This is a genomic window from Vogesella indigofera (assembly GCF_028548395.1).
GTDB classification, from domain to species: Bacteria; Pseudomonadota; Gammaproteobacteria; order Burkholderiales; family Chromobacteriaceae; genus Vogesella; species Vogesella indigofera_A.
In genome coordinates this window covers 93,671-120,002 of record NZ_JAQQLA010000005.1, presented here as the reverse complement: position 1 = coordinate 120,002, position 26,332 = coordinate 93,671, and the positions used below count along the sequence as shown (strand labels likewise).

The window sequence follows — 26,332 nt, the reverse complement described above, 5'->3', positions numbered from 1 at the left end:
CGCGGCGGCGGCCGTTTGCCGCAGCGCACAAAAAAAGACGCCGTTGCCGCCGCCACACCTTGTGGCCACAGGCCGGCAGCACCTATGATGTCGGGCTGGCTTATCTCTCGCTGCCCCCGCTACCCATCATGATCATCCACTCTCGTCACAACTGGTTCGAGCTGCTGTTCGTCTGGCGCGGCTCGGTGCTGCCACGCATCCTGCCCCGGCTGTGCCTGGTGTTCCTCATCTCGCTGCTGTCCGCCTTCGCTACCAACTGGTGGATCAGCCAGCACGCGCAGTCGTCGCTGAACATCTACATCTTCACACTGATGGGGGTGTCGCTGGCGATCTTCCTCAGCTTCCGCAACTCGGTCAGCTACGAGCGCTTCTGGGAAGCGCGCAAGCTGTGGGGCACGCTGCTGATCGTGGCGCGCACCCTGGCCGGCAAGCTGCTGGCGGTCGCCGATGCGCGGCCGGAGTCGCGGCAGATGTTGCACGGCATCTGCGCCTTTGCCTATGCGCTGAAAGGCCAGCTGCGCCAGGACGACGTCGCCGCTCACCTGCAGCGGCTGCTGCCGGCGGCGGAATGGCAGGCGATCGCCGACGCACCCGGCAAGCCGGGGCTGATCCTGCTCTACCTGCACCGCCTCAACGCCAGCCTGCGCCACAGCGGCAGCATCGACCAGTGGCAGTGGCAGAGCGTCGACCGCAACCTGGACGCGCTGTCCGACGTGGTCGGCGGCTGCGAACGCATTCGCAACACGCCGATCCCGTTCACCTACCGCGTGCTGCTCAACCGCACCGTCACCATCTACTGCATGCTGCTGCCGATCGGGCTGACCACCAGCATCGGCTGGCTGACGCCGTTGATCGCGGTGTTCATCGCCTACACCTATATGGCACTGGACGTGCTGGGCGAGGAGCTGGAAGAGCCGTTCGGCAAGGAAGGCAACGACCTGCCGCTGACCGCGCTGTGCCACGGCATCGAGTCCGCGGTGTGCGACATGCTGCGCCAGCCGGTGCCGGTACCGGCACCGCAGCCAAACGGCGTCTACCTGTACTGAGCCGCGCCCTGGCGCATCAACAAGAAAAGGTTGGCCGCAACACTGCGGCCAACCTTTTTTACTGACAACCGCGCGTCAGGCGGTCAAGCTGGCGTACAGGCTGGTCAACACCTGCGGCAGGCGCCGCGCGTCGTGCACCACGCTGTAGCCGCGGCGGCCGAACAGGTGCGGCAGGTACTCGCCGGCCTCCTTGTCCACCGTGACGCAGAACGGGATCAGCCCCGCCCGCTTTGCTTCCAGCACCGCCTGGCGCGTGTCTTCCACACCGTAGCGGCCTTCGTAGTGATCGAGATCGTTGGGCTTGCCGTCGGACACGATCAGCAGCAGGCGGCGCTGTGCCGGCTGTTCCAGCAGGATGCGGGTGGACTGGCGGATCGCCGCACCCATGCGCGTGTAGTAGCCGGGACGCAGCGCCAGGATGCGGCCGCGGGTGGTGTCGTCGTAGCGCTCGGCAAAATCCTTCAGCAGCAGGTAGCGCACCTCGTCACGGCGGATCGAGGAAAAGCCGTACAGGCCGAAGGCGTCGCCGCAGGCGGACAGTGCCTCGGCGAACAGCAGCAGGCTGTCGCGGATCACGCCGATCACCTGCCCGGCTTCGCCAAGCCAGCTTTCGGTGGACAGCGACAGGTCGGCCAGCAGCAGGCAGGCCATGTTGCGCCCACCCGGCGGCCACGCCTGGTACAGCGGCGGCTCGGCCACCGCCACACCGCTGCGTTTCTCGGCGAGAAAGCGGATCAGGCGATCGAGGTCGATGTCCGGGCCGCTGGCCTCGCCGCTCTTGCGGGTGCGCTCCGGCGACAGCGCCTGGAACTGGCGGCGCAGACGCCGTGCCAGCGGTTGCAGCTTGTCCGGCAGCGGCGCCGGGGTAGCGTCGCGCGGCAGCATCGGCTTCAGGCAGCAGTGCTCGGCCACCAGCCGTTGCCGCTTGTAGTCCCATTCCGGCAGCAGGATGCCGCTGCCCAGCGGTGTGTCGTCGTAGGCGGCGGCCGGCAGGTCGAGGTCGAACTTCAGCCGGCTGGCGCGGCGGCGGTTGTCGCGGCTGATGGTCAGCGTGTTCATGTCCTCGGCGGCGGCGCCGGCGTCGTCCATGTCATCGTCGTCAGTGTGACGGTTGACGCGCACGTACTCGTCCCAGGTAAAGATGCTTTCGGCGCGGAACACCAGCAGCATGCCGTTCTTGCGTTCGTCGGCCGTGTCGCGCCGCGCGCGGTAGCGGCGCTTTTTCTTCGTTTCCTTGCTGTCGCTGTCCTCCATCTCCGGCGTCTGCTTGTCGTCGGCGTTCGCGGTCGGCGCGGTCGGTGGCGTCGGGTGCAGCCACAGCAGCACCGGCTGTGGCGGGGTGCGGCACGGCGGCAGTGTAATGGCGGCGTCCGGCTGCAGCAGTGCCTGGCGGATCGCCGCCTCCTGCGCCGCGGCGGCGGCGTCGCGCGGCGTGTCACGCAGCGGCAGCAGTGCCGTCACCAATCGCTGGTATAGCGCGGCCAGTCCCGGCATCGCGGCAAGGCAGGCGGCACTGGCGCGGCGGTTGCGCGTCAGCCAGTCGCCGTCGTCGCCGTGCTGCGGCTGCGCCGCCAGCGCCATCAGCCAGAAATACAGCTCGCGGTTGCGCGCCGCGTCGGGGAACAGGTCGATCTTCTCCGGCAGGTACAGCGACTGGCCGTCGCGCCACGCCAGTTCGACCTGCTCGCCGGTGCCGGCGATGCGTTCCAGCAGCCGGCGCCGCGCGCCGTGGGCGGTGCCGACGGCGGTACGCAGGGTCAGCGCCGGGTCGCCGCCCATGGCACGAAAGAACAGCGGCGCCTGCTTTTCAATCTCCGCTAGCGCCACCGCCGCCTGCGGATAGCCGCGGTAGGCGGTACGGCGGATCAGCTTGTCCCACCAGCCGCCAACAAGGTCTTCCATAGGGTGTGTCTTTCAAATCAGGGTTGCCGCCACAGGCCGGGCAGCGGGTAACGGCAAGGCAAGCCGGCCATGGCGCGCGACAGCGCGTAGGCACCCAGTAACACCAGTGCGGCATGGATCACGGTGAAATACAGGATCAGCAGCACCCAGGTGGCCGGCTGTTGCAGGCCGCCCAACAGCACCAGCAACAGGCTGACCAGCACGATCAGTGCCCCGCTCCACAATGCCGCGCCGAAGGCCTGGTCCAGATGCCGGCGCAGTTCGGCGCTGGCGGCCGCGGCCCAGTGGCGGCGGCACCACCACAGCACGACAAAGGCGAGGCCGGGCAGCAGCAACAGGTTCAGCAGGTACAGCGCGTGCGCGCCAATCGCCCGCGGCCGCTCCGCCTCCGCCAGCTCAGTGACCAAACTGGGTATCCACCACCGCCATCAGCGCCGCCAGGGTGTCGGCTTCGTCCGACAGCGGCTCCACCAGCGCGGTACGGCAGGCCAGGCGCACGGCCATGCCGCTGGCGATCAGCTTGGCGCAGTACACCAGCAGGCGGGTGCTGACCGCTTCGTCGAGATCGTAGCCGGTGAGGCGGCGGATCTGGCCGGCCAAGGTCACCAGCTGTGCGGCCAACTTTTCGTCCACGCCGCCCTCGTGCTGCACCACCGCACGTTCCACTTCCGGCAGCGGGAAATCAAAGCTCAGCGCCACGAAGCGCTGGCGGGTGGACGGTTTCAGCGTCTTCAGCACGTGCTGGTAGCCGGGGTTGTACGACACCACCAGCATGAAGCCGGGCGGTGCCTGCAATTCTTCGCCGGTGCGCTCGATCGGCAGGATGCGGCGGTCGTCGGTGAGCGGGTGCAGCACCACGGTGGTGTCCTTGCGCGCCTCCACCACTTCGTCGAGATAGCAGATGCCGCCTTCGCGCACCGCCCGCGTCAGCGGGCCGTCGCACCAGCGGGTGTCGCCGCCGGCGATCAGGTGGCGGCCAACCAGGTCGGCGGCAGACAGGTCGTCGTGGCAGGACACGGTAAACAGCGGCAGGCCCAGTTTCGCCGCCATGTGCGCGACGAAGCGGGTCTTGCCGCAGCCGGTGGGGCCCTTGATCAGCACCGGCAACTGCTGGCGCCAGGCGGTCTCAAAAACGGTGCATTCATCGGCTACCGGCTGGTAGAACGGAAGCTGGCTTGCCAGCTTGGCATGGACGGGTGCATTCATGGGGGTGGGTTCCTAGGCAAAGCTGATCAGCAGCCCCCCGCACACCAGCAGCAGCCAGCTGTGGACGATGCCGCGCAGCCACAGCGGCGCATGGCGCAGCGCCATCAGCGACTCGACGATGGCGATGCCCTTGAGCCAGGCACCGCCGAGCGCCAGCGTCGCCAGCAGCGCGCCGCTGCCGTGCCATTCGCTCAGCAGCGCCAGCAGCAGGGTCAGCGACGACAGCCACAGCCAGACCGGCCACACCGGCGGGGAGATGCGGGAGGAGTTCATGGCTGCATCATGCCGCAACGCCGCTGCGGCCAACCTTGATGACAAACAAGGAAACCCCGCCCCTGCGCGGCGGGCTACGGCCTCAGCCGGCGTGGGCGGTGGTAGCCACCGCTTGCGGCTTGACGCGCAGCGCCGACAGCACGCCGGCGACCAAGAGGGCGATGCCGAGCAGGGTCAGCGGTGCAGGCCACTCGCCGCGCAGCAGGAAGGCATAGCCCAGCGCCGCCAGCGTCTCGAACACGATCAGCTGCCCGGCCAGTGCGGTCGGCAGCCGCTGGCTGGCCTCGTTCCAGCACAGCGTGCCCAGCCACGAGGCGAACAGGCCGATCACCGCCATCAGGCCGAGGAAGACCAGCGGCCGCGGCCCGAACGGCATCGCGAACGGGCTGTCGGCGACGGTCATGCCGCCCCACAGCAACGCGTAGCCGAGCAGCGCCAGCGGCAGTGTCGCCACGCCTTGCGCGGTGGCCCAGCTGCGCGGACTGCGGCCGGGATGATGGCGCAGCCAGTCGGCATTGCGCAGCGGGTACCAGGTCCAGCACGCCACCGCCACCGTCGCCAGCAAGGCGCCGCTGAGGTAGCGGCCGAGATCGCCGCCCTCTTCGCGCTGCAGCGCCACCAGCTCGACACTGTTGACGCAGCCGATGCCGACGCCGATCAGCAGCAGCGACGGCCACAGCTGCCGCCACGGCAGGCGACCGTCGCGGCGCTGGTCGCGCAGGTTGGCGCTCACCGCGATCACCACCGGCAGCGTGCCGATGATCATGGTCGGCAACGGCGCACCGGCGCGCTGGATGGCGCTGGCCAGGCACAGGTAGTACAACAGGTTGCCGATGGCGGCCAGTTTCAGCGCCTCCAGCCAGTCGTCGCGCGTCAGCTCGCGCAGCCGTACCCGGTCCAGCCACGCCAGCGGCAGCGCGATCAGACCGAAGGCGAGGTAGCGCCCCACCGACTGCAGCGCCGCCGGATACTCCGGCAGCAGCAAGGGGCCGACGAAGACCAGCCCCCACATCAGCCCCGCCGCCAGTGCATACAACACGCCCGTTCCCATCACCCTGCCCTCCGCCAAATAGGCCCACGGTAGCCCGCGGCGCAGGCGACGTCTTGTACCAGATTGCGGCCAACCTTGGGCGCGACAACACCGGTGCGCGGCGATGGCCGCGATTCAGGCTCGCGTGCGCTCACGCCAGACCAGGCCAGGCATAGCGGCGGCGCCAGTGGCGTTTATCCAGAGATGAACCGGCAGGCAGACGCTGTTATTGACGCCGTAGCGCCCGATGGCGACCCAGCCGCCACAGCGCCTGGCACCGCGCCCTAGGTGCGCACTTGCCTCTGGTAGCGCGCCGGGGTCACGCCGTAACGGCGCACGAAGGCGCGCGTCAGGTGCGCCTGATCGGCCAGCCCGGTGGCGGCGGCCACCTGCGCCGGCGCAACGCCGGCCGCCAGCAGCTGCTTGGCCTCGAACAGCCGCAGCGCCATCAGCATCTGCTGCGGCGTAACGTGGTATTGCGCCTGGAAACGGCGCAGGAAATGGAAGGGACTGAGACCAGCCACCGCCGCCAACTGCGGCAGCGTCAGTTTTTCGGCGAGGTTGGCGCGCAGATAGTCCAGTACCGGTGCGAAGCGGTGCGCCGCCTCGGCGGGCGCAGGCTGCGGCACCCGCGCATGGCGACGGAACTCGGCCAGCAGCCGGAACAGCAGGCTGTCGAAGGCCAGCGGCTCGTGCGCCTGCCACAGCGCGGCCAGCAGCTGGCTGACGCGCTGCGCGCTGGCGACATCGTGCCGCACCGCCTCGTCGAACCACCAGCCGTCCTCGCCGCTGACGCGCGCCAGCACCGCCGGATCGAGATACAGCATGCGGTAGCGCCAGCCGTGCTCCGTCTCGGCGCGGCCGGTGTGCAGCTCGTCGGGGTTCATCAGCACGATGGAACCGGGCGGCGCCAGATGCTCGCCGCCGCCGTAACGGAAACGCTCCACCCCGGCCTCGATCGCGCCCAGCCCGAACGCCTGGTGGGTGTGCGGCTCGAAGGCGTGACGCACGATATGGGCGCGGTACAGCTCTACCCCCGGCGCCGGCAGACAGAACTCGGCGCGGTCGGTGGTGTGCTCGAACACCTCCGGCACCCCTGCCAGCTGCAGCAGCGGGGTGGCGGTGGTAGCGGAAACGGCGGCAACAGTCATGGCGGGAATGGCGGGTCGGCGGTCACGGGCGGCAAGCACAGAGTATGCACCCCGCGCCGTGATCGCGGAAGGCTGCCGCTCAGTCGCGCGGCAGCTGCAGCCAGCCCTGCAGCGACGGCCGCTGCCACTGCCGCCGCGCGTAATCGGCCAGCCGCGGCGGCACCGCGTCGCCGTTCTGCAGCAGCCGCTGCAGCATCAGCGCGAGGTCGGTGTCGGCGATGCACCAGTCACCGAACAGGTGCTCGCCACCGTGGGCCAGCAGCTGGCTGGCGGCGGCGAACAGCTTGTCGGCCGCCTGCTGTCCGGCGGCATCCAGCGGGCAATCGACCGGCCGGCAGAACACCACCTCGGTACTGCGTTGCGCCCGCAGCGGCAGCAGGTCGCTGCGCAGCCACGCCTGCACCTGTCGCGCCAGCGCGCGCTGCCGCACCTCGGCCGGATACACCGCCGGCGTCGGGTACTGCTGCTCCAGGTATTCGCTGATCGCCGACGATTCGGCAAGGCGGAAATCGCCGTCAAGCAGCAACGGCACCCGCTGCGACAGCGACAACGCGGCGTAGGCCGGCTGCCGGTTGGCGCCGGCCTCCAGATCCACCGTCTGCAGCGTGAAGGGCAGCCCTTTTTCGGTCAGGGTGACAAACACCGACATCGCGTAGGGGCTGGTGAAACGGCTATCGGCATAGAGGGTGAACACGGCTGGCGACGACATCATCTTCCTTTCCTGGCGGGAGGCCGAACGGCACACATGTAAGCGCTACTGCATCACACGTCACCGACCGGTATTGAAGAAAGCACTATAAAGGCCATTGCTGCGTGCGAAAATCGATATTTATTTGGGTTTTCTGTTAGATTTTCTTACATGAAAAACCTACCACCGTTAGCGGCGCTACGCAGTTTCGAGGCGGTGGCGCGACTGGGCAGCGTCAGCCTCGCCGCCGCCGAGCTCAATGTCACCCACTCCGCCGTCAGCCAGCAGATCCGGCTGCTGGAAGATCAGCTCGGCAGCGTGCTGTTCCTGCGCGAGGGCCGCGGCCTGCAGCCGAGCGAGGATGGCCGCCTGTACGCGCTGCAGGTGCGCGTGGCGCTGGGCGAACTGAGCGAGGCCACCCGGCTGGTGCGCGCCCGGCCGCGCGGCGACGAGCTGGTGATCGCGGTGCTGCCCTCCTTCGGCCAGCACTGGCTGCTGCCGCGGCTGCCGCGCTTCTACGCCCGCCACCCCCACTATCGTGTCACGCTGCGTGCCAGCCTCGACATCCAGGACCTGCAGCAGGGGCTGGTCGATATCGGCATCCGCATGGGGCGTGGTGGCTGGGAGGGCGTGCAGCAGCAACGGCTGTTCGACGACGAGCTGCTGGTGGTGGTGGCACCGCACTTCAACGGCGGCCAGCTGCCGCGCACCGCCGCCGAGGTGGTGGCCTGCCCGGTGGTGCGCACGGTGGAGTCCTGGCTCGGCTGGTGCAGCGCCGCCGGGGTGGCGGAGCCGGCGCACGCCGCGCTGTGGATCAACGACAGCAATCTGGTGCTGGCGGCAGTACAGCAGGGGCTGGGCGTGGCGTTGCTGCGGCGCAGCCTGGTGGCCAGCGCGCTGCAACGCGGCGAGCTGGTGCAGCTGACCGACATCCGCGTGCCGCACCTGTCGCCGCACTGGCTGGTCTGGCCGCAACGCGAGAGTGCCGCCGCCAAGCAGCAGGATTTCCGCCACTGGATCAATGCGGAAACCGCCGGCTATCTCGCGGCCTTGCAGCCGCCGCCGCTGCACGACATCGCCCCCGGCGGCTGAGCCTGGTCAGCGCGCCACGTACACCAGCGCGAACAGCACCACCCACACCAGATCGACCATGTGCCAGTAGGCGGCGGCGGTTTCCACGCCGTCGTGGTTGGCCGCATCGTAGGCGCCACGGCGGGCGTGGAGATACACCGCGGCCACGATCACCAGGCCGAGGATCACGTGCAGGAAGTGAAAGAAAGTCAGCGACAGGTAGAACATCCAGAAGTCGCTGCTGGACAGGGTGATGCCGGCGGCGAACTTGGTGGCGAACTCCCAGCCCTTGAGCAGCACAAAACCGCCGCCCAGCAGCAGCGTGGCCAGCAGGTAGCGGCGGCCGCTCGCCACAAGGTTGGCCGCAAAGGCGCGCACCGCCGCCGCCACCGTGGCGCTGCCGGCGATCAGCAGCAGGGTGTTCAGCAGCGCCGGCCACAGCAGCAGCTGTGCCTGGCCGGCGGCAAACAGCGCCGCGTCGCGCTGCCGCGCCACGCCGTAGACGGCAAAGAAGATGCCGAACACCGTCAGCTCGGCAAGGATGAAGAACCACATCGCCAGATCGCCGGGCACGCGTGGCGGGGCGGCAAGGCCGGGTGCGGCTGTGTTCATGGCAGGCTCCGTCGTGAAAAAGGCGCCCGCAAGGGGCGCCCGTGTTGCCGGATGCGGCGGGATCAGGCGCTGGCGCGCTCGTTGCCGCGGATAAAGAAGCTGACGATGTACAGCAGCAGGCCGATGAAGAACACCACACCGGACAGCTCGCGCAGCCAGTAGAAGAAGGCGATCTTGTCCTGGGTGGCCATGAACGACAGCGGGGTGTCGCCCATGCGCTGCATCCATACCTGCAGGATGCCGGCGGCGGTCAGGAACAGGGTGATGAACACCATCGCCACCGTCATCAGCCAGAACGACCACATCTCCACCACTTGCGCGGCATTGCTGTTGGCCTCGCGGCCACGCATCAGCGGCATGGTGTAGGAAATCATGGTCATCACCACCATGGCGTAGGCGCCGTAGAACGCCATGTGGCCGTGGCTGGCGGTGATCTGCGTGCCGTGGGTCAGGTAGTTGACCGGAGCCAGGGTGTGCAGGAAGCCCCACACGCCGGCGCCGAGGAAGGCCATCACGCCGGTGCCCAGTGCCCACAGTACCGCAGCCTTGTTCGGATGTTCGCGACGGCGCTTGTTGACCACGTTGAAGGCGAACAGCGTCATCATGAAGAACGGAATCGGTTCCAGCGCGGAGAATACCGAACCCCACACCTGCCAGTACGCCGGCGCGCCGATCCAGAAGTAGTGGTGACCGGTACCGATGATGCCGGAGATCAGCGTCATGGCGATGATCACGTACAGCCACTTCTCGATGATTTCGCGGTCAATACCGGTCACTTTCACCAGCACGAAGGCCAGCATCGCGCCCATGATCAGTTCCCACACCCCTTCCACCCACAGGTGCACCACCCACCACCAGAAGTACTTGTCCAGTACCAGGTTGTCCGGGTTGTAGAATGAGAACAGGAAGAAGATCGCCAGCCCCCACAGGCCCAGCATCATCACCATGCTGATGCTGGTCTTGCGGCCCTTGAGCACGGTCATGCTCAGGTTGAACAGGAAGGACAGCGCCACCAGCACGATGCCGATCTTGGTAATGGTCGGCTGTTCCAGGAACTCGCGGCCCATGGTCGGCAACAAGTCGTTGCCGGTGATCTTGGCCAGCGTGGCGTACGGCACCGCCAGATAGCCGACGATGGTCAGCGCCCCGGCGATCAGGAACACCCAGAAGGTGATGATGGCCAGTTTCGGACTGTGCAGCTCGCGTTCCGATTCTTCCGGAATCAGGAAGTAGCCGGCGCCCATGAAGCCGAACAGCAGCCACACGATCAGCAGGTTGGTGTGCACCATGCGTGCCACGTTGAACGGGATTTCCGGGAACAGGAAATCGCCGATCACGTACTGCAGGCCCATGATCAGGCCGAACAGGATCTGGCCGACAAACAGGCCGATCGCGGCGACAAAGTACGGCTTGGCCACCGCTTGCGAGCGGTACTTGAGCTGGACATTGGTGAGCGGGTCATTGGCCGCCGCCGAGACGCTGGCAGCGCGCGCGGTGGCCATTGCGGAGGAAGTCATCTGGTTCTCCTTGGATGATGAATTACCGGGATCGACAGGCATCAGCCTTCGATATTCGGCGGCCAGTTATTGGTATTGATTTCCGAGCTGTACTTGAGGAAGGCCACCAGGTCGTCGAGTTCGGCATCGTTGAGATGGAAGTTCGGCATCTGGCGACGTCCCGGCGCGCCGGTCGGCTGCGCCTTGATCCAGGCCTTGATGAATTCCGGGCCACGGCGCTGGTAGACGTTACCCAGCTCCGGCGCGAAATAGGCGCCCTCGCCCAGCAGCGTGTGACAGCCGATGCAGTTGTTGACCTCCCACAGCTTCTTGCCGCGGGCGACCTGCTCGGTCAGGTTGGCGCGGTTGTCGCGCTTGGGCAGCGCCTGCACCGTATCCAGTGTCAACGCCACGAACAGCAGGAAGAAAAACACCGCGCCACCGTAAAAGATGTTGCGCGCGGTCGATTTGGTAAAACTGGCGCTCATCGCGTCCTCCTTTTCTTGCGTCACCGGGAACCCGGCGTGTCAGGGCGAACTGTACGTTTCCACCCATCCAGATAGCATTGATGCGAATCAACGATTCCCGGGCGCCGCCGTTCCTACACTGGCGTCATCCCCTTAGCGGCCGCCGGCCAGACTGGAACAGCAATGAACGCCCCTGCCTCCTTCCCCCATCCCTACCCGCTGCGCCACGGCCAGGTCAGCCTGGTCGGCGCCGGCCCCGGCGATCCGGACCTGCTGACGCTGAAGGCGCTGCGCCGCCTCAACGAGGCCGACGTGGTGCTGTACGACCTGCTGGTGTCCGACGCGGTACTGGCGCTGGTCAACCGCCGCGCCGAGCAGATCTGCGTCGGCAAGCGCGCCAGCCGCCACACCCTGCCGCAACAGGACATCAACCAGCTGATCGTGACCAAGGCGCAACAAGGGCTGCGCGTGGTGCGGCTGAAAGGCGGCGACCCGTTCCTGTTCGGGCGCGGCGGCGAGGAGCTGGAAACGTTGGCCGCAGCCGGCATCGCCTGCGAGGTGATCCCCGGCATCAGCGCGGCGATGGGCGCGGCGGCGGCGGCCGGCATTCCGCTGACGCACCGCGACTACGCGCAGGGCGTCAGCTTCGTCACCGGCCATCGCCGCGACGGGCAGAGCACGCTGGAGTGGACCGGCCACACCGGCGCCGAGGAAACGCTGGTGGTGTACATGGGGCTGGGCGAGGCGGCCAATATCGCCGACCAGCTGCAAGCCGCCGGCCGCGCCGCCGCCACACCGGTGGCCATCATCGAGAACGCCACCACCGCGCAACAGCGGGTGCTGTGCTGCGAGCTGGCCAGCCTCGGTGCCTGTGTGCAGCAGCACTCGGTCAAACCCCCGGCCCTGCTGATCATCGGCGAGGTGGTACGACTGCAGGCCAGACTACAGGCGACGCTGGCTCAGGCGCTGGCCGGCTGAGCACCTGTTCACGGCCACGCGCGCTCACGCGAGACAAGGCAAAAACGGCCGGGAAGCGGCGTTTATCCAGAGATAAACAAGCATCCCGAAGCCGTTTTTAATGCCGTATTGCCACCATTGAGATCAAGTCGCGGCCGATCGTGAAAGTCTCTAAGACGGCAAGGCGCGGCGGGCGGTGCGATACTGCCGCGCCGCCGCGGCGAAATGCCATAGCAGCAGCGCCAACAGGCCGAGCAGCGCCAGCGCCAGCGGCCAGCCCAGCTGCGGCTGCCACACCCACAGCGCCGCCAGCGGCTGCAGCAGCAACAGTGCGAGCCAGCTGTGCCGCGCGGCGGTTTCCGGCACGAAGGCATGCAGCGCCGGGACGCGATGGCGTGGCGGCGCCGCATTCTTCAGGTGCAGCCACAGCAGGAAGGGCACGATGCGGTACAGCATGCCGACCACCAGCGTCAGCGCAAAACCACCGAGCATACACCACGCCAGCGCGCGCGCCAGCCACGGCGCACTGCCCTGCCACGCCAGCAGCGGCAGCAGTACCGCCAGCAAGGCCAACAGCGCAAACGCCAGCCACCAGTACGGCAGCAGCCACTCCTGCGGCCGCCGGCTGGCGCGCAGCAGGCGCAGGCTGAGTGCGGCAAACAGCGCCAGCGGCAGCCACGCCAGCGACCACCACGGCCACTGCGGTTGCCACAGCAGGCCAGCAGCGCCGGCCAGCAAGGCCAGCAGCCACAGCGTGGCGCCGTGGCGCTGCCACCAGCCGGGATAGGCCGGCGTCAGCAGGAACATCGGCGCGATCACCTGCGCCACCGCCATCACCAGCAGCAACACCCAGCCCTGCGCCGCCAGCCGGTGCAGCGGCAGCAGGCTCAGCAGCGGCCACGGCCGACCCCAGCCCAGCACCGCCAGCATCGACAGACCCAGCAGCAGGGTCAGCAGCAACAGGCCTAGCGCCAGGCGCAGGCCGCGGCTGCTGCCGTCCGCCGCCGGGCTGCGCCACAGCCCGTACAGCAGGCCCGACAGCGCGGCGGCCAGCAGCGCAAACAGCACGCTGGCCAGCTGCAGCCACGGCGGCGCCAGCGCCCGGTAAAAGCCCCAGCACAGGCTGGCGGTGGCCAGCTGCCACAGGCTCCACACCCCCAGCCGCCACCACGTTGGCCGCAAGCAGGGCACGCCGGACACCACCGCCACCATCTGCAGCAAGGCGCCCAGCATGGCGTTGCCGAGCACGCCCAGCGCCAGCAGGTGCAGCGGCAGCAGCAGGCTCAGCGATGGATAGTCGTTGTCGGTCAGCAGCAGGCTGGCCGCCAGCGGCAGCAGCCAGCACGCCGCCGCCAAAAAATAACGCACCGGCAGCGAAAGCGGCGGTGCGCGGTCAAAACTGGGCATGGCCTGCATCAGGGCAGCACCAGCTTCAGCACCACCCCGCTCATGTCCGGCAGCATTTCACTGTCAAAGCTGACCTTGCGCTGCTGTAGCAGCGGGATCAGCGGCCCGGGGAAGTGCGGCAGCACATAGGCCAGCTGCTGGCCGCTGCTGCCGTTGTCGACGTCGTCGAGGATGATTTCCATTGGTTCCGGCGGCACCAGGCCGCGCAAATCACGGGGTGACATGGCGTAGCTCCTGCAACAAGGAGGCGGCATCCGGAATCCGGCTGTCGCACATTGGGTAGAGGATGTTCTCCTCCTTCATATTGTGCTGCTGCATCAGTACCAGCAAGGTGTCACAGGTGGCGGCCACGCCGCGAGCGTCACGCTGCAGCAGATCGCGGTTGAGATCTTCCATCAGCTCGCGCATCTGTTCGTGCTCGTAGCGCATCACCGCGGTCGGCCCGCCGCGCATGCCGGTGGCCGCTTCCAACGCCTGGAACAGCCGGTTTTCCTCGTCGGCAAAGTGCTGCGCCATTTCCTCGCAAAAGCTGGCGCACAGCGCATCGGCGCCGGCCCAGTCCTGCTGGCGCACCGCCTGCTCCAGCGCGGCAAATGAGTCGTCGCAGTGGCGGTGCACCGCGCTCAGGTGGGTTGTCAGGTTCATCATCAGGCTCCGGTGGGGTGTTGCCGACAGTATTGCCGCGGCGCAGCACACGGCTGAATGATGCCGATCAAGAAACCCGCGCCCTGTCGGCCGGCGCCAGCGCACCGCCGGCGCCACGGGATAAGTTCCGCCTTGAAATAAATAGTAACGCACGTTATTATTACCCGATGAAAGCACCTGCCTGCGGCCACAGCTTTGCGGCCACCGAACACGCCATCGACACCATCGCCCGCCGCCTGCCCGGCAGCCCGCGCGAGGAAGTGACCCTCACCCGCCTGCTGCTGCACATCCAGCCGCTGTTGCTGGGCTACTTCAACCAGTCGCTGGCGGTGCACGACATCAACGAAACCACCTGGATGGCGCTGATGGTGCTGTACGCGCGGCCGGAAGAACGGCTGATGCCGTCCGAGCTGTCCGATGCGCTGGCGTTTTCGCGCACCAATGCCACCCGCGTGGTGGACGATCTGGTGAACCGCGGCCTGATCCGGCGCCAGCCCTGCGCCGTTGACCGCCGCCGCACCTATCTGGAGCTGACCGACAGCGGCCTCGCCTTCATCGAACAGGTGATGCCGGAACAGCGGCAGCAGGTGCGCGAGCTGTGGGCCGTGTTCAGCGGTGAGGAACGTGCGCAGCTGGAAGCGCTGCTGCGCAAGCTGATGCAGCAGCTCGGCGGCTGAGCGCCAGAACCCGCCACCCGGATCACCAAGGTTGGCCGCAAGCCCCACGGCATTGCCGCCAGCCACCCCCAACCCGCCCCGGCGGTTTTTTTCGACACAAGTAGTCACGCAGGTGACAGTCAAATGAGAAACTACAACCCATCCTTGCTGCCCGTCAGCGCCCTGCTGGCACTGCTGGCCGTGACCGGCTGCGCCACCCCGGCGGTGGCCCCGCTGCAAAGCCAGCCGCTGACCCCGGCCGCGCTGGCGGTCAGCGAAGCCGCCTCCCCCTTTGCCGCCGACTGGTGGCGCGCGCTGAACGACGCCAGCCTCGAGCAGCTACTGGCGCAGGCGCTGCGCAACAATCCGGGGCTGGACGCCGCCGATGCCCGCCTGCGCGCCGCGCGCGCCGGCATTGCCAGCGTCGCCAGCAACGACGGCCTGAAGGTCAACGGCAACCTCGGCGCCAGCCGCGCGCGCACCTCGGAATTCGACGCGCTGCCACCGGCCATGCTCGGCCAGTGGACCACGCTGCAGACGGTGTCCGCCGACTTCAGCTACCGCTTCGACTTCTGGGGCAAGACCCGCGCCCAGCTCGCCGCCGCCCGTGGCCAGGCCCGTGCCGCCGAGCTGGAAGCCAGCGACGCGCGTCAGAGCGTGGCCTACGCGCTGGTCGGCAGCTATGTTGAATGGCGCGGCGCGCAGGCTAGCCTGACGCTGCTACAGCAAGACCGGCAGCAGGCCGCCAGCCTGCTGCAAAACGCCGAGCAGCGCGTCAAGCACGGTCTGGCACAGCCGGACGAGGTGCTGCAGGCCCGCGCCCAGCTGGCCGACAGCGACGAGCGCCTGCTGCGCGGCGAGCAGCGCATCAGCGCCGCCGCCCACGCCCTCGCCGCGCTCAGTGCCCAGCCGCAGGCCGCCATCGACGCGCTGCCCGCCGCCGCGCTGCCGCAGTGGACGCTGGACACCGCACCGCTGAGCAGCAGCCAGCTGGGCCTGCGCGCCGACGTGCAGGCGGCGCGGGAACGGGTGGAGGCCAGCCGCGGTAACGTCGCCGCGGCGCGTGCCGACTTCTATCCCGATGTCCGTCTCAACCTGATGGCCGGGCTGTCGGCGCAGGAGCTGGGCGACCTGTTCAACCCCGGCGCGCGCGTGCTGCGGTTGGCACCGGCGCTGACGCTACCGTTGTTCAGCAACGGCGAGCTGAACGCACGCCTCGACAGCCGCAGTGCCGAGCTGGAAGCCGCCATCGCCAGCTACAACCAGACGCTGCTGAACGCGATCCGCGATACCGCCGACCACAGCAGCCAGCTGACGCGGTTGCGTCAGGCCGAGGCCGCCAAGCAGCAGGCGCTGCTCGCCCGCCGCGACAGCGTCGCCAAGGTGCAAAGCCGTGCCAGCGCCGGCCTGGCCACCCCCGCCAGTCTGCTGGCGGAGCAGCGCCAGCTGACCCAGGCCCGCCTCGCCGCGCTCGAACTGCACATCCAGCGCCTGCAAAGCCAGGCCGCCCTGATCCGCACGCTGGGCACCGCCCCGGCGGCCACCCGCTGAATTCCGGAGCAAGAACACCATGGACAACACCACCCCGACTACCGCCCCCAACACCACCCGCCGCACCGCCCTCACCCGCCTGAGCGTGGCGCTGGCCATCGCCGGCCTCGCCGCCGGCGCTTACTGGTTCCTTGCACTACGCCACCACCAGGCCACCGACGACGCCTACGTCGCCGGCAATCTGGTGCCGGTGTCGTCGCAGGTGGCCGGCAGCATCGTCGCCATCCACGCCGACGACACCCAGAACGTCAAGGCCGGCGACCTGCTGCTGACGCTGGACCGCAACGACGCCCAGCTGGCCTACGCCCGCGCCGAGGCCGAACTGGCGCAGGCGGTGCGCCAGACGCGGCAGCTGATCTCGGTCAGCGGCAAATCCGACGCGCTGGTGGCACAGCGCGCGGCCGACGTCGCCCGGGCCGAGGCCGATGTCGCCCGCGCCAATGGCGATCTGGCGCGCCGCGAGGCCGCCGCCCGTGATCAGGCCATCGCCGGCGAAGAACTGCAGCACGCCCGCGACGCGGCCAACAGTGCCCGCCTCGCACTGAGCGCCGCCCGCGCCGCGCTGAAGGTCGGCGAGGAAGAACAGCAGGCCAGCCGCGCACTGGTGCTCAGCGACCGCGCCGAGCAACAACCGGCGGTAGCGCGCGCCGCCGCCGCGCTGCGCGAGAGCTACCTCGCGCTGGCGCGCACCGAGATCCGCGCGCCGGTATCCGGCCAGATCGCGCGCCGCAGCGCGCAGCCGGGCGCCCGCATCCAGCCCGGCACCCCGCTGCTGGCGGTGGCGGCGCTGGACAGCGCCTGGGTCGACGCCAACTTCAAGGAAGGCCAGCTGCGCGAGCTGCGCATCGGCCAGCCGGTCGAGCTGCACGCCGACCTGTACGGCGATGACGTCACCTATCACGGCACGGTCGCCGGCCTCGCCGCCGGCACCGGCAGCGTGTTCTCGCTGCTGCCGGCGCAGAACGCCACCGGCAACTGGATCAAGGTGGTGCAGCGCGTGCCGGTGCGCATCGCGCTGCAGCCGCAGGAGCTGCAGCAGCACCCGCTACGCCTCGGCCTGTCGATGTCGGTCAGCGTCGACACCAGCCGGCAGGACGGCCCACTGCTGACCGCCGCCCGTCGCAATCCGGCGCTGAGCACCAGCGTGTTCGAGCGCCAGCTGGCGCAGGCCGACCAGGCGGTGGCCAGCATCATTGCGGCCAACCTTGGCCGCTAAGGGAGCGTGATCATGTCGCATCCACCACTGGAAGGACGCTCGCGCACACTGGTCACCCTGGCGCTGTCGCTGGCCACCTTCATGCAGGTGCTGGACACCACCATCGCCAACGTGGCGATCCCCACCATCGCCGGCGATCTGGGCGCCTCCACCAGCCAGGGCACCTGGGTGATCACCTCCTTCGGCGTCGCCAATGCCATCTCGGTGCCGATCACCGGCTGGCTGGCCAAGCGCGTCGGCGAGGTGCGCCTGTTCCTGCTGGCCACCATCGGCTTCGTGATCAGCTCGTGGCTGTGCGGCCTGGCGCCGAGCCTGGAACTGCTGATCCTGTTCCGCGTGCTGCAGGGGCTCTTGGCCGGGCCGATGATCCCGCTGTCGCAGAGCCTGCTGCTGCAGAGCTATCCGCCGCACAAACGCGCCATCGCCATGGCGCTGTGGACGACGACCATCATCGTGGCGCCGATCTTCGGCCCGATCCTGGGCGGCTGGCTGTCGGACAACTGGCACTGGAGCTGGATCTTCTACATCAATATCCCGATCGGCATCGTGGCGGCGGGGCTGGCCTGGCGCGAGCTGCGCCACCGCGAAACCACCATCCTGCAGCTGCCGATCGACAAGGTGGGGCTGATCCTGCTGGTACTCGGCGTCGGCTGCCTGCAAATGATGCTGGACCGCGGCAAGGAGCTGGACTGGTTCCACTCCGGCGAGATCATGCTCTACGGCATCATCGCGCTGCTGGCGCTGTCCTACCTGGTGGTGTGGGAGCTGACCGACAAGCACCCGGTGATCGACCTGTCGCTGTTCCGCGACCGCAACTTCGCGGTCGGGGTGACCTCGGTCAGCGTCGGTTTCATGCTGTACTTCGGCGCCATCGTGCTGATGCCGCTCTTGATGCAGACGCAGATGGGCTATACCGCCACCGAGGCCGGCCTCGCCACCGCGCCGATCGGCATCCTGCCGGTGCTGCTGTCGCCCATCATCGGCAAGAACGCGCACAAGCTGGATATGCGCTGGGTGGTGACCTTCAGCTTCCTGATGTTTGCCGCGTGCTTTTACTGGCGCTACAGCACCTTCAATCCGGCGATGGATTTTGCCGGCGTGGCGTGGCCGCAGTTCGTGCAGGGTTTTGCCATCGCCGGCTTCTTCATGCCGCTGACCACCATCACCCTGTCCAACATGAAGCCGCAGCAGCTGGCCAGTGCCTCCAGCCTGTCCAACTTCATGCGCACGCTGGCCGGCTCGATCGGTGCCTCGCTGACCACCTGGCAGTGGGAGCACCGCGAAGGGCTGCACCATACCCAGCTGACCGAACACGTCAGCCTGTACGACAACGCCACCCGCGACACGCTGGCCGCGATGCAGCAGGCCGGGCTGAGCGCCGAGCAGGCGGCGGCGGTAATCGCCAGCGACATCAGCCGCCAGGGGCTGTTTATCGGCGCCAACGAGGTATTCTGGCTGGCCACGGTGCTGTTCCTGCTGCTGACCGGGCTGGTGTGGCTGTCGCGGCCGCCGAAAACACCTGCGGGAGCGGTGGTGGTCGACGCCGGCCACTGAGCGGCACAAGGTTGGCCGCAAGCGCGACAGGCCTGCGCCAATGAAAACAGGGCATGGTGCGATCACCATGCCCTGTTTGCCTTACCCGCCTATCTGCGGCGACGTGCCCGCCCTGCGACGGCTTAGTGGCCGAGGTGCACCAGCCGGTCCAGCAAGCCCATCACCTCGTCGGACGACTGTTCCATGGTCGCCAGCGCCTGCGATGCCGCGCTGTAGTCGGCGGCGTAGAACGCCTGCAGTGCCGCCTTGCCGCTGTCGTGCACCCGTGCATGCGGCGCCTCCAGCTGGCCGTAGCTGGCCTGGTCGCGGCACTGCTGCTGGCCGCGCCCCTCGTAGTACCACTTGCCGAGGCGGCAGTGGGTGTGATTGGACAATTGGCCGGCGTCCAGGGTGTGGTAACCGATGAAGGCCTTGTAGATCTCCATCTTGTAGACGACGTGATCCAGCTTCACCACTTCCATGAAGCTGGCGTTGGTGCCGACGGTGATCGCCTTCGCCATCTGCTCGCTGCCGTCGACCAGTTTCTTGATCGCCACCGCGATTTCCTCGCCGGTGTGGCGATACTTCTCAGCCTGCTCCGCCGCCTCGCTGACCTGCTGCTTGGTGTCGCTGGACGCTTTCTCCACATCACCCACCAGGCTGGCGATCTCGTTGGTCGCCTGCGAGGTGCGCTCCGCCAGCTTGCGCACTTCGTCGGCCACCACGGCAAAGCCGCGGCCCTGCTCGCCGGCGCGCGCCGCCTCGATTGCCGCGTTCAGCGCCAGCAGGTTGGTCTGGTCGGCCACGTCCTTGATCAGCTGCACGAACTGGCGGATTTCACCGGTCTTGCTGTTGAGGGTGTCCATCTGCTGCGCGGTCAATTGCTGTGCATTGGCGATGTCGCTGAAGCTGTTGGCGAGGGTGTCGACCACGCTGCGGGTGTGATCGAGGCCGGCCGCGGTGTCGGTGGCCAGGCTGAAGCAGCCTTCCATGTCCTCGGCCAGCTTGCTGAAGCTGCCGCGCAGCTGCGCGACACCGTCACAGAACTGCCCGAACGGCTGGCGGTAGCTGTGGCGCTTTTGCTGGGCGAGCTCGTTTTCGCGGCTCAGTTGTTCGCAGTTGCCCAGCGCCTGGCGCGCCTGCTCCAGTTGCTGCTGCAGTGTCGCGCGCTCCTGGTCCAGGGTGGCGAGGCGTTCTTCCAGTGCGGCGATCTTTTTCTTGCTGTTGCCAAACATGTTTATGTTATCTCCAAGTCCCGGCTGCGGCGCAAACTCACCGCAATGGTGTGACGACAGGTCATCGGCCAACCCGGAAGCGGCCAATCGGTGAATATTACCGCCTGGCCGCCGGCTTGACGATGGCTTTCCGGACGGCATGGCGTACGGATTTCCGGATGCCGCCACGGCAGCGGTTCGGTTTTGCGATGGCCGGTGGCGGCAAGTGCTTGTTATCGCTGCCGCTTGTCACTGGCACGAATAGTGCAAGGCAGAAACACCGCAACGGCGCGCCTGGCGTGCCATGTTAAGCGCGGGGTGCAACAAAAATGGCACCTCGCCCTGCCGCAATTTTGCTGACGCCGGCCATGGCCTGTGTTAGAACCGGAATCCTGTCATCCCATGTTGGCCGCAACGCTTTTTTCTGCCATGTCTGTCCGTATCCGCAAACCGCTGTTCCTGAGCTGCCTGTTGCTGGGGCTGGTACTGCTGTGCAGCACGCTGACCTACCAGTTTTCGGTGCAGCACGGTATTGACGCCCTGCGCGAGCAGGGCAACCGCCAGCTGGAGCTGCACACCCGCGGCGTGGAAAGCGAGATCGAGCGCTTCGTATGGCTGCCCGGCCTGCTGCAGCTCAACCCGGTGACGCTGCAGCTGCTGCAGTCGCCGGACGCCAGCCACCAGCTGGAGGTCAACCGCTACCTGGCGGCGATGAACGAGCGCAGCGGCACGCTGGCGGTCTACGTGCTGGACAGCGGCGGCCGCGTGCTGGCGTCCAGCAACTGGCGCCGCAGCGACAGCTATGTCGGCGAAGACCTGTCGTTCCGCCCCTACTACACCGAGGCCATGGCCGGCCGCCCCGGTCGCTTCTACGGCATCGGCAGCACCATCGGCGAGGCCGGCTACTACCTGTCCAGCCCGCTGCGCGTCAACGGCCGCATCGCCGGCGTGGCGGTGGTCAAGGTCCGCCTCGGCCAGCTGGAAGCCGGCTGGCGCAAGGCCGGCGCCGACGTGTTCATCGCCGATGAAAACGGCGTCATCATCCTCGCCTCCAAGCCGCGCTGGCGGTTGAACGTGATCCACCCGCTGTCGCAGGAGCGGCGCAACCAGCTGGCGCAGAGCCTGCAATACCACTGGGCGTCGCTGCCGCTGCTGCAGCTGAAATCGCGGCGCACGCTGTCGCCGGGGCTGGATCGCTGGGAGCTGTCCGACCCCGACGTCGCCGCGCCGGAAGGCCGCCTGTTCCTGGCGCAGTCGCGCACCCTCAACGACACCCGCTGGCAGCTGACCCTGCTCAGCCCGCTGGCGGCGCTGAAGGCGGCGGCGTGGACGCACGCGATGCTGGCGGCCACCATCGTCGCGGTGCTGACGCTGCTGCTGATCGCGTGGAACGAGCGGCGCAAGGTGATCGCCACCCGCCTGTCGGCGCGCGAGGCACTGCAGGCGGCCAATAGCGAGCTGGAACGCCGCATCGAAGAGCGCACCGCCGACCTTTCCGCCAGCAACGAGCGCCTGCTGGCCGAAATCCGCGAGCGCGAGCTGGCGGAGCAGACGCTGCGCAAGGCGCAGAACGAGCTGATCCAGGCCGGCAAGCTGGCGGTGATCGGCCAGATGTCGACCAGCATCGCCCACGAGCTGAACCAGCCGCTGGCGGCGCTGCGCACGCTGTCCGGCAACACCGTGAAGTTCCTCGCCCGCGGCGCCTACGACACCGCTGCGGCCAACCTCAAGACCATCGGCGAACTGGTGGAGCGCATGGGCAAGATCACCGGCTCGCTGCGCTCCTTCGCCCGCCGCTCCGAACACGCCGACGGCCAGGCGCGACTGGAAACCGCGGTCGACGCCGCGCTGTTCCTGCTGCAGCCGCGGCTGTCGCGCCACCCGGTCACGGTGCAGCGCGAATTCGACGACGTGCTGCTGGCCATCGACCAGACGCGGCTGGAGCAGATCCTGGTCAACCTGGTCGGCAACGCGCTGGACGCGCTGCAGGGCGTGCCCGCCGCCTGCGTGCGCCTGAGCGGCCAGCGCGACGGCGGCCGCTACCTGCTGACCGTGGCCGACAACGGCGGCGGCCTGCCGGAACAGGTACGCCAGCATCTGTTCGAACCCTTTTTCACCACCAAGCCGCAGGGCAGCGGGCTGGGGCTGGGGCTGACCCTGTCCGCCAGCCTCGCCGCGGCGGCCAACGGTACACTGCAGGCACAGCCGCTGCCACAAGGCGCCGCCTTCGTGCTGCAATTGCCGCTGTGCCCGGAACAGGAACTCCATCATGTCTGAAGCATTGCGCGTCCTGATCGTGGAAGACGATCCCCATGTCCTGCTCGGCTGCCAGCAGGCGCTGACGCTGGAAGACATCCCGGTCACCGGCGTCGCCAGCGCCGAAGCCGCGCTGCCGCTGATCGACGGCCAGTTCCCCGGCATCGTCATCAGCGACATCCGCCTGCCCGGCATCGACGGCCTGACCCTGATGCAGCAGCTGAAGGCGCAGGACCGCAGCCTGCCGGTGGTACTGATCACCGGCCACGGCGACGTCAGCATGGCGGTGCAGGCGATGAAGGACGGCGCCTACGATTTCATGGAAAAACCGTTCTCGCCGGAACGGCTGGTGGAGGTCGCCCGCCGCGCGCTGGAGCAGCGCCGGCTGAGCCTGGAGGTGGAAAGCCTGCGCCGCCAGCTGGACGGCAAGCAGACGCTGGCGCAGCGCCTGATCGGCCGCTCCGCCGCGATGTGCCAGCTACGCGAACTGATCCTCAACGTCGCCGACACCGGTGCCAACGTGCTGATCAACGGCGAAACCGGCACCGGCAAGGAGCTGGTCGCCAGCTGCCTGCACGAATTCAGCCGCCGCCAGCAGCACAACTACGTGGCGATCAACTGCGGCGGCCTGCCGGAGCACCTGTTCGAGAGCGAAATCTTCGGCCACGAGGCCAACGCCTTCACCGGCGCCGGCAAGCGCCGCATCGGCAAGATCGAGCACGCGCACAAGGGCACGCTGTTCCTCGACGAAGTCGAGACCATGCCGATCAACCTGCAGATCAAGCTGCTGCGCGTGCTGCAGGAACACAAGCTGGAACGCCTGGGCAGCAACCAGATGGTCGATGTCGACTGCCGCCTGATCGCCGCCACCAAGGAAGACCTGGGCGAGCTGTCGCAACAGGGCAAGTTCCGCGCCGACTTCTACTACCGCCTCAACGTGGTGACGCTGGAAATCCCGCCGCTGCGCGAACGGCGCGAGGACATTCCGCTGCTGTTCGAATGCTTCCTGCAGCAGGCGGCGCTGCGCTTCGACCGCGAGCCGCTGGAGGTGGACCGCAAGACGCTGTCGAGGCTGATGGCGCACGACTGGCCGGGCAATGTGCGCGAACTGCGCAACGTCGCCGAACGCTACGCGCTGGGGCTGCCGGCGTTCAAGGACAGCGGCGACGGCCACAACTCGCCCAGCCTCGCCGAATGCGTGGAAGCCTATGAAAAGAGCCTGGTCGTGGAGGCGCTGCGCCGTCACGGCGGCAACCTGACCCAGGCCAGCGCCGCGCTGGGCACACCGAAGACCACGCTATTCGACAAGGTGAAGAAGTACGGGCTGCAGGGCAGCAATTAGTCCTCCTGCCCTGTCCGCCGCCGCAAAAAAAGGCAGCCCGTCAACGGGCTGCCTTTTTTGTACGCTCAGCCTTGCGGCCAACGTTGACCGCAAGCCGTGACCGCTCAGATGTCTTCGTCCTCGATCACCAGATCGCCGAAGTCGGCGTCGTTCAGCGGGTCGCCGAGGCCGGCGGCGACCAGGTCTTCGCGCGTCAGCAGGAACACGAAGCCGTCACCGCTCTGCGTTTCCATCCACATGAACGGCAGGCTCGGATAGGCCGCTTCCAGCACGTCGCGGTTGTGGCCGATCTCGACCAGCAGCACGCCCTGCGGATTGAGCAGGCGCGCCGCGTTCTGCAGGATGACGTGGGTGGCGTCCAGGCCGTCCTCGCCGGAGCCGAGCGCCAGTTCCGGCTCGTGCAGGTATTCTTGCGGCAGCGCGTCCACCGATTCGGCATCGACATACGGCGGGTTGGAGATGATCAGGTCGTACGGCTCTTCCAGCCCCTCCACCAGATCGCTGTGGATCAGCTGGATGCGGTCTTCCAGACCGTAGTTCTGCACGTTGATGCTGGCCACTTCCAGCGCGTCCAGCGAGATGTCGACGGCGTCGATCTCGGCGTCCGGATAGTGGTGCGCCAGCTGGATCGCCAGGCAACCGGAACCGGTGCACAGGTCCAGCGCGCGGTGTACCAGTTCCGGGTGTTCGATCCACGGCTCCAGCGGCTCGCCCAGCAGCTCGAAGATGAAGGAGCGCGGCACGATCACGCGTTCGTCGACGTAGAAGTTGAACTCGCCCTGCCACGCCTCGTTGGTGAGATAGGCCACCGGCACGCGCTCTTCGGCGCGGCGCTCGATCAGCGCCACCACCTGCTGCACCTCGTTCGGCAGCAACTGGGCGTCGAGGAACGGCTCCAGGCGGTCGATCGGCAGCTTCAGCGTCGACAGGATCAGATAGGCGGCCTCGTCGTAGGCATTGCTGGTGCCGTGGCCGTAGGTCAGGCCGGCATCGGTAAAGCGCGACACGGCAAAGCGCAGCAGGTCGCGGACGGTTTGAAAAGTGCTGGCAGCTTCGGCGTACATGGCATTCCCTTTAAAAAGCCGGCGGCACGAGTGTGTCGTGCCGCCTTGCTAATGCGAAAGGTTGGCCGCGGCCAACCTTTGACTGATCAGACCGCCATCGAGGCGGTCAACTGGCGGCGATTATCGCTCAGAACGGCAGCGCTGCGCTGGTTTCCTTGGCCAGCACGCGGCGGAAATCGTTCTGGATGCGTTGCAGCGCCGCCTGGTTGTCGGCCTCGAAACGCAGCACGATCACCGGCGTGGTGTTGGAGGCGCGCATCAGGCCGAAGCCGTCGGCGTACTCCACGCGCAGGCCGTCGATGGTGATGATGTCCCTGGCGCCATCGAACTGTGCCGTCTGCTGCAGGCGTTCGATCAGCGCGTGGTTCTCGCCCTCGGCGGTCTTCAGGTTCAATTCCGGCGTGGACAGCGCGTTGGGCAGCGCATTGAGCAGCGCCGACGGGTCGGCCACCTTGGACAGGATTTCCAGCAGGCGCGCACCGGCGTACAGGCCGTCGTCAAAGCCGTACCAGCGCTCCTTGAAGAACACGTGGCCAGACATCTCGCCGGCGAGGCCTGCGTCCGGGTTGGCTTTCAGCGCCGCCTTCATGAAGCTGTGGCCGGTGCGGTTGATCATCGGCACGCCACCGGCGGCGGCGATCGCCGGCGCCAGCAGGCGGGTGCACTTCACGTCGTAGATGATCTTGCTGCCCGGCTGGCGCGACAACACGTCCTGCGCGAACAGGATCAGCTGGCGGTCCGGCCAGATGATGCTGCCGTCCTTGGTGACCACGCCCAGGCGGTCGCCGTCGCCGTCAAACGCCAGGCCGATCTCGGCGTCGGTGTCCTGCAGCGTGCGGATCACGTCCTGCAGGTTTTCCGGCTTGGCCGGATCGGGATGGTGGTTGGGGAAAGTGCCGTCCACCTCGCAGAACAGCTTGTGCACCTCGCAGCCGAGGCCGCGGAACAGCTCCGGCGCGAAATCGCCAGCCACGCCGTTGCCACAGTCGACCACCACCTTCATCGGCCGCGCCAGCTTGATGTCGCCGGTGATGCGGTTGAGGTAGGCGTCGACGATGTCGTGCGTACTGTAGCCGCCGTGACCGTCGGCAAAGTCGTTGTCGACGATGCGCTGGTACAGCTTCTGGATCCAGTCGCCGGCGAGGGTGTCGCCGTCCAGCATCATCTTGAAGCCGTTGTAGTCCGGCGGGTTGTGGCTGCCGGTGACCATCACGCCGGAGTAGGTTTCCAGCTGGTAGGCGGCGAAGTACAGCATCGGCGTGGCGACGCGGCCAACGTCGATGACGTCGACGCCGGCGGCGCGGATGCCGTCGGACAGCGCGTGGCACAGCTCGGGGCCGGACAGGCGGCCGTCACGGCCGACGCAGATGGTGCCGACATTGCGCGCACGCGCCTCGGAGCCGATGGCGCGGCCGATCAGGCGCGCGGCGTCGGCGGTGAGTGTGTCGCCGACGATGCCGCGGATGTCGTAGGCCTTGAAAATGGAGGGAGAGATGGTCATTGCTCAAACCCGATAAGAAGTAGAAGGTTGGCCGCAACCGCCGGCGCT

24 protein-coding genes and 1 pseudogene are annotated in these 26,332 nt (G+C 67.8%); 9 read left to right on the top strand and 16 right to left on the bottom strand.

The genetic code is table 11. From position 1 onward, the window contains the following. The first annotated feature begins 128 nt into the window (after positions 1 to 128). Positions 129 to 1,046, top strand: a complete 918-nt coding sequence (locus PQU89_RS11155; protein WP_272757093.1) for a bestrophin family protein — start codon at positions 129 to 131, stop codon at positions 1,044 to 1,046. A 75-nt stretch (positions 1,047 to 1,121) separates the two neighbouring features. On the opposite strand, the gene PQU89_RS11150 is transcribed toward PQU89_RS11155, so the two are convergent. The 7 genes from PQU89_RS11150 to yfcF all read right to left on the bottom strand — a co-directional run bounded on the left by PQU89_RS11150 (position 1,122) and on the right by yfcF (position 7,320). Next, complete coding sequence (locus PQU89_RS11150) at positions 1,122 to 2,948, bottom strand: nitric oxide reductase activation protein NorD (protein ID WP_272765891.1); 1,827 nt, start codon at positions 2,946 to 2,948, stop codon at positions 1,122 to 1,124. Between the two features lie 17 nt (positions 2,949 to 2,965). Next, the gene (locus PQU89_RS11145) at positions 2,966 to 3,355 is read right to left on the bottom strand and encodes a hypothetical protein (RefSeq protein ID WP_272765890.1); all 390 of its coding nucleotides are present in this window, start codon (positions 3,353 to 3,355) and stop codon (positions 2,966 to 2,968) included. Then, complete coding sequence (locus PQU89_RS11140; RefSeq protein WP_272765889.1) at positions 3,345 to 4,154, bottom strand: CbbQ/NirQ/NorQ/GpvN family protein; 810 nt, start codon at positions 4,152 to 4,154, stop codon at positions 3,345 to 3,347. The genes PQU89_RS11145 and PQU89_RS11140 overlap by 11 nt, the downstream gene beginning before the upstream one ends. Before the next feature lie 12 nt (positions 4,155 to 4,166). Continuing rightward, the gene (locus PQU89_RS11135; RefSeq protein WP_272765888.1) at positions 4,167 to 4,427 is read right to left on the bottom strand and encodes a hypothetical protein; all 261 of its coding nucleotides are present in this window, start codon (positions 4,425 to 4,427) and stop codon (positions 4,167 to 4,169) included. An 82-nt stretch (positions 4,428 to 4,509) separates the two neighbouring features. Next, a complete protein-coding gene (locus PQU89_RS11130) occupies positions 4,510 to 5,478 on the bottom strand; it encodes a DMT family transporter (protein WP_272765887.1) in 969 nt (322 codons plus the stop codon). A gap of 263 nt (positions 5,479 to 5,741) precedes the next feature. Then, the gene (locus tag PQU89_RS11125; RefSeq protein ID WP_272765886.1) at positions 5,742 to 6,608 is read right to left on the bottom strand and encodes an AraC family transcriptional regulator; all 867 of its coding nucleotides are present in this window, start codon (positions 6,606 to 6,608) and stop codon (positions 5,742 to 5,744) included. 79 nt (positions 6,609 to 6,687) lie between these two features. Further along, positions 6,688 to 7,320 carry a glutathione transferase gene (gene yfcF / locus PQU89_RS11120; protein ID WP_272757085.1) on the bottom strand — a complete coding sequence of 211 codons (633 nt, stop codon included), beginning with the start codon at positions 7,318 to 7,320 and terminating at the stop codon, positions 6,688 to 6,690. Between the two features lie 147 nt (positions 7,321 to 7,467). Here yfcF and PQU89_RS11115 point away from each other — a divergent pair, with 147 nt between their 5' ends. Beyond that, a complete protein-coding gene (locus PQU89_RS11115) occupies positions 7,468 to 8,388 on the top strand; it encodes a LysR substrate-binding domain-containing protein (RefSeq protein ID WP_272765885.1) in 921 nt (306 codons plus the stop codon). Between the two features lie 6 nt (positions 8,389 to 8,394). On the opposite strand, the gene PQU89_RS11110 is transcribed toward PQU89_RS11115, so the two are convergent. From PQU89_RS11110 to PQU89_RS11100, 3 genes are all read right to left on the bottom strand, one after another. Next, positions 8,395 to 8,979, bottom strand: coding sequence for a cytochrome c oxidase subunit 3 (locus PQU89_RS11110; protein ID WP_272765884.1), 585 nt, complete (start codon positions 8,977 to 8,979; stop codon positions 8,395 to 8,397). A 62-nt stretch (positions 8,980 to 9,041) separates the two neighbouring features. After that, positions 9,042 to 10,496 carry a cbb3-type cytochrome c oxidase subunit I gene (locus PQU89_RS11105; RefSeq protein ID WP_272757081.1) on the bottom strand — a complete coding sequence of 485 codons (1,455 nt, stop codon included), beginning with the start codon at positions 10,494 to 10,496 and terminating at the stop codon, positions 9,042 to 9,044. Positions 10,497 to 10,537: 41 nt separating this feature from the next. Further along, a complete protein-coding gene (locus PQU89_RS11100; RefSeq protein ID WP_047967298.1) occupies positions 10,538 to 10,963 on the bottom strand; it encodes a c-type cytochrome in 426 nt (141 codons plus the stop codon). Between the two features lie 162 nt (positions 10,964 to 11,125). Here PQU89_RS11100 and cobA point away from each other — a divergent pair, with 162 nt between their 5' ends. After that, positions 11,126 to 11,920, top strand: a complete 795-nt coding sequence (gene cobA / locus PQU89_RS11095; protein ID WP_272765883.1) for a uroporphyrinogen-III C-methyltransferase — start codon at positions 11,126 to 11,128, stop codon at positions 11,918 to 11,920. Between the two features lie 150 nt (positions 11,921 to 12,070). On the opposite strand, the gene PQU89_RS11090 is transcribed toward cobA, so the two are convergent. From PQU89_RS11090 to PQU89_RS11080, 3 genes are read right to left on the bottom strand one after another with little or no spacing between them, the layout of a single operon-like run. Continuing rightward, positions 12,071 to 13,306: a hypothetical protein gene (locus tag PQU89_RS11090; protein WP_272765882.1), complete on the bottom strand. Its 1,236-nt coding sequence runs from the start codon at positions 13,304 to 13,306 to the stop codon at positions 12,071 to 12,073. An 8-nt stretch (positions 13,307 to 13,314) separates the two neighbouring features. Then, a complete protein-coding gene (locus tag PQU89_RS11085; protein ID WP_170152084.1) occupies positions 13,315 to 13,530 on the bottom strand; it encodes a DUF2249 domain-containing protein in 216 nt (71 codons plus the stop codon). Further along, complete coding sequence (locus tag PQU89_RS11080) at positions 13,517 to 13,954, bottom strand: hemerythrin domain-containing protein (RefSeq protein WP_272765881.1); 438 nt, start codon at positions 13,952 to 13,954, stop codon at positions 13,517 to 13,519. The genes PQU89_RS11085 and PQU89_RS11080 overlap by 14 nt, the downstream gene beginning before the upstream one ends. Before the next feature lie 164 nt (positions 13,955 to 14,118). On the opposite strand from PQU89_RS11080, the gene PQU89_RS11075 reads away from it, so the two are divergent. The 4 genes from PQU89_RS11075 (at position 14,119) to PQU89_RS11060 (ending at position 18,928) form a co-directional block, all read left to right on the top strand. Continuing rightward, positions 14,119 to 14,628 carry a MarR family transcriptional regulator gene (locus tag PQU89_RS11075; RefSeq protein ID WP_272765880.1) on the top strand — a complete coding sequence of 170 codons (510 nt, stop codon included), beginning with the start codon at positions 14,119 to 14,121 and terminating at the stop codon, positions 14,626 to 14,628. 123 nt (positions 14,629 to 14,751) lie between these two features. Continuing rightward, positions 14,752 to 16,158 (top strand): efflux transporter outer membrane subunit, encoded by a 1,407-nt coding sequence (locus PQU89_RS11070; RefSeq protein WP_272765879.1) that lies wholly within the window; start codon positions 14,752 to 14,754, stop codon positions 16,156 to 16,158. 19 nt (positions 16,159 to 16,177) lie between these two features. Next, a complete protein-coding gene (locus PQU89_RS11065; protein WP_272765878.1) occupies positions 16,178 to 17,374 on the top strand; it encodes an HlyD family secretion protein in 1,197 nt (398 codons plus the stop codon). Between the two features lie 12 nt (positions 17,375 to 17,386). Next, complete coding sequence (locus PQU89_RS11060; RefSeq protein ID WP_272765877.1) at positions 17,387 to 18,928, top strand: DHA2 family efflux MFS transporter permease subunit; 1,542 nt, start codon at positions 17,387 to 17,389, stop codon at positions 18,926 to 18,928. 122 nt (positions 18,929 to 19,050) lie between these two features. On the opposite strand, the gene PQU89_RS11055 is transcribed toward PQU89_RS11060, so the two are convergent. Beyond that, positions 19,051 to 20,142, bottom strand: a complete 1,092-nt coding sequence (locus PQU89_RS11055; protein WP_272765876.1) for a methyl-accepting chemotaxis protein — start codon at positions 20,140 to 20,142, stop codon at positions 19,051 to 19,053. A gap of 408 nt (positions 20,143 to 20,550) precedes the next feature. Here PQU89_RS11055 and PQU89_RS11050 point away from each other — a divergent pair, with 408 nt between their 5' ends. Further along, positions 20,551 to 22,398 carry a sensor histidine kinase gene (locus PQU89_RS11050; RefSeq protein WP_272765875.1) on the top strand — a complete coding sequence of 616 codons (1,848 nt, stop codon included), beginning with the start codon at positions 20,551 to 20,553 and terminating at the stop codon, positions 22,396 to 22,398. Beyond that, on the top strand, positions 22,391 to 23,719 hold the full coding sequence (gene aauR / locus PQU89_RS11045; protein ID WP_272765874.1) for a two-component response regulator AauR: 1,329 nt from the start codon (positions 22,391 to 22,393) through the stop codon (positions 23,717 to 23,719). The genes PQU89_RS11050 and aauR overlap by 8 nt, the downstream gene beginning before the upstream one ends. A 176-nt stretch (positions 23,720 to 23,895) precedes the next feature. On the opposite strand, the pseudogene prmB reads toward aauR, so the two are convergent. Then, positions 23,896 to 24,783, bottom strand: a pseudogene (gene prmB / locus PQU89_RS11040) (50S ribosomal protein L3 N(5)-glutamine methyltransferase); the annotation flags it as partial. 127 nt (positions 24,784 to 24,910) lie between these two features. Then, positions 24,911 to 26,284 (bottom strand): phosphomannomutase/phosphoglucomutase, encoded by a 1,374-nt coding sequence (locus PQU89_RS11035; protein ID WP_272765873.1) that lies wholly within the window; start codon positions 26,282 to 26,284, stop codon positions 24,911 to 24,913. Positions 26,285 to 26,332: the final 48 nt, after the last annotated feature.

What these genes read in the sequence shown, in the direction of transcription:
- PQU89_RS11065 (WP_272765878.1), top strand. Translation starts at nt 16,178, where the DNA reads ATGGACAACACCACCCCGACTACCGCCCCCAACACCACCCGCCGCACC.
- PQU89_RS11115 (WP_272765885.1), top strand. Translation starts at nt 7,468, where the DNA reads ATGAAAAACCTACCACCGTTAGCGGCGCTACGCAGTTTCGAGGCGGTG.
- PQU89_RS11090 (WP_272765882.1), bottom strand. Translation starts at nt 13,306, where the DNA reads ATGCCCAGTTTTGACCGCGCACCGCCGCTTTCGCTGCCGGTGCGTTAT.
- yfcF (WP_272757085.1), bottom strand. Translation starts at nt 7,320, where the DNA reads ATGATGTCGTCGCCAGCCGTGTTCACCCTCTATGCCGATAGCCGTTTC.
- PQU89_RS11085 (WP_170152084.1), bottom strand. Translation starts at nt 13,530, where the DNA reads ATGTCACCCCGTGATTTGCGCGGCCTGGTGCCGCCGGAACCAATGGAA.
- PQU89_RS11140 (WP_272765889.1), bottom strand. Translation starts at nt 4,154, where the DNA reads ATGAATGCACCCGTCCATGCCAAGCTGGCAAGCCAGCTTCCGTTCTAC.
- PQU89_RS11130 (WP_272765887.1), bottom strand. Translation starts at nt 5,478, where the DNA reads ATGGGAACGGGCGTGTTGTATGCACTGGCGGCGGGGCTGATGTGGGGG.
- PQU89_RS11150 (WP_272765891.1), bottom strand. Translation starts at nt 2,948, where the DNA reads ATGGAAGACCTTGTTGGCGGCTGGTGGGACAAGCTGATCCGCCGTACC.
- PQU89_RS11135 (WP_272765888.1), bottom strand. Translation starts at nt 4,427, where the DNA reads ATGAACTCCTCCCGCATCTCCCCGCCGGTGTGGCCGGTCTGGCTGTGG.
- PQU89_RS11110 (WP_272765884.1), bottom strand. Translation starts at nt 8,979, where the DNA reads ATGAACACAGCCGCACCCGGCCTTGCCGCCCCGCCACGCGTGCCCGGC.
- cobA (WP_272765883.1), top strand. Translation starts at nt 11,126, where the DNA reads ATGAACGCCCCTGCCTCCTTCCCCCATCCCTACCCGCTGCGCCACGGC.
- PQU89_RS11105 (WP_272757081.1), bottom strand. Translation starts at nt 10,496, where the DNA reads ATGACTTCCTCCGCAATGGCCACCGCGCGCGCTGCCAGCGTCTCGGCG.
- PQU89_RS11075 (WP_272765880.1), top strand. Translation starts at nt 14,119, where the DNA reads ATGAAAGCACCTGCCTGCGGCCACAGCTTTGCGGCCACCGAACACGCC.
- PQU89_RS11125 (WP_272765886.1), bottom strand. Translation starts at nt 6,608, where the DNA reads ATGACTGTTGCCGCCGTTTCCGCTACCACCGCCACCCCGCTGCTGCAG.
- PQU89_RS11155 (WP_272757093.1), top strand. Translation starts at nt 129, where the DNA reads ATGATCATCCACTCTCGTCACAACTGGTTCGAGCTGCTGTTCGTCTGG.
- PQU89_RS11100 (WP_047967298.1), bottom strand. Translation starts at nt 10,963, where the DNA reads ATGAGCGCCAGTTTTACCAAATCGACCGCGCGCAACATCTTTTACGGT.
- aauR (WP_272765874.1), top strand. Translation starts at nt 22,391, where the DNA reads ATGTCTGAAGCATTGCGCGTCCTGATCGTGGAAGACGATCCCCATGTC.
- PQU89_RS11050 (WP_272765875.1), top strand. Translation starts at nt 20,551, where the DNA reads ATGTCTGTCCGTATCCGCAAACCGCTGTTCCTGAGCTGCCTGTTGCTG.
- PQU89_RS11055 (WP_272765876.1), bottom strand. Translation starts at nt 20,142, where the DNA reads ATGTTTGGCAACAGCAAGAAAAAGATCGCCGCACTGGAAGAACGCCTC.
- PQU89_RS11060 (WP_272765877.1), top strand. Translation starts at nt 17,387, where the DNA reads ATGTCGCATCCACCACTGGAAGGACGCTCGCGCACACTGGTCACCCTG.
- PQU89_RS11070 (WP_272765879.1), top strand. Translation starts at nt 14,752, where the DNA reads ATGAGAAACTACAACCCATCCTTGCTGCCCGTCAGCGCCCTGCTGGCA.
- PQU89_RS11080 (WP_272765881.1), bottom strand. Translation starts at nt 13,954, where the DNA reads ATGATGAACCTGACAACCCACCTGAGCGCGGTGCACCGCCACTGCGAC.
- PQU89_RS11035 (WP_272765873.1), bottom strand. Translation starts at nt 26,284, where the DNA reads ATGACCATCTCTCCCTCCATTTTCAAGGCCTACGACATCCGCGGCATC.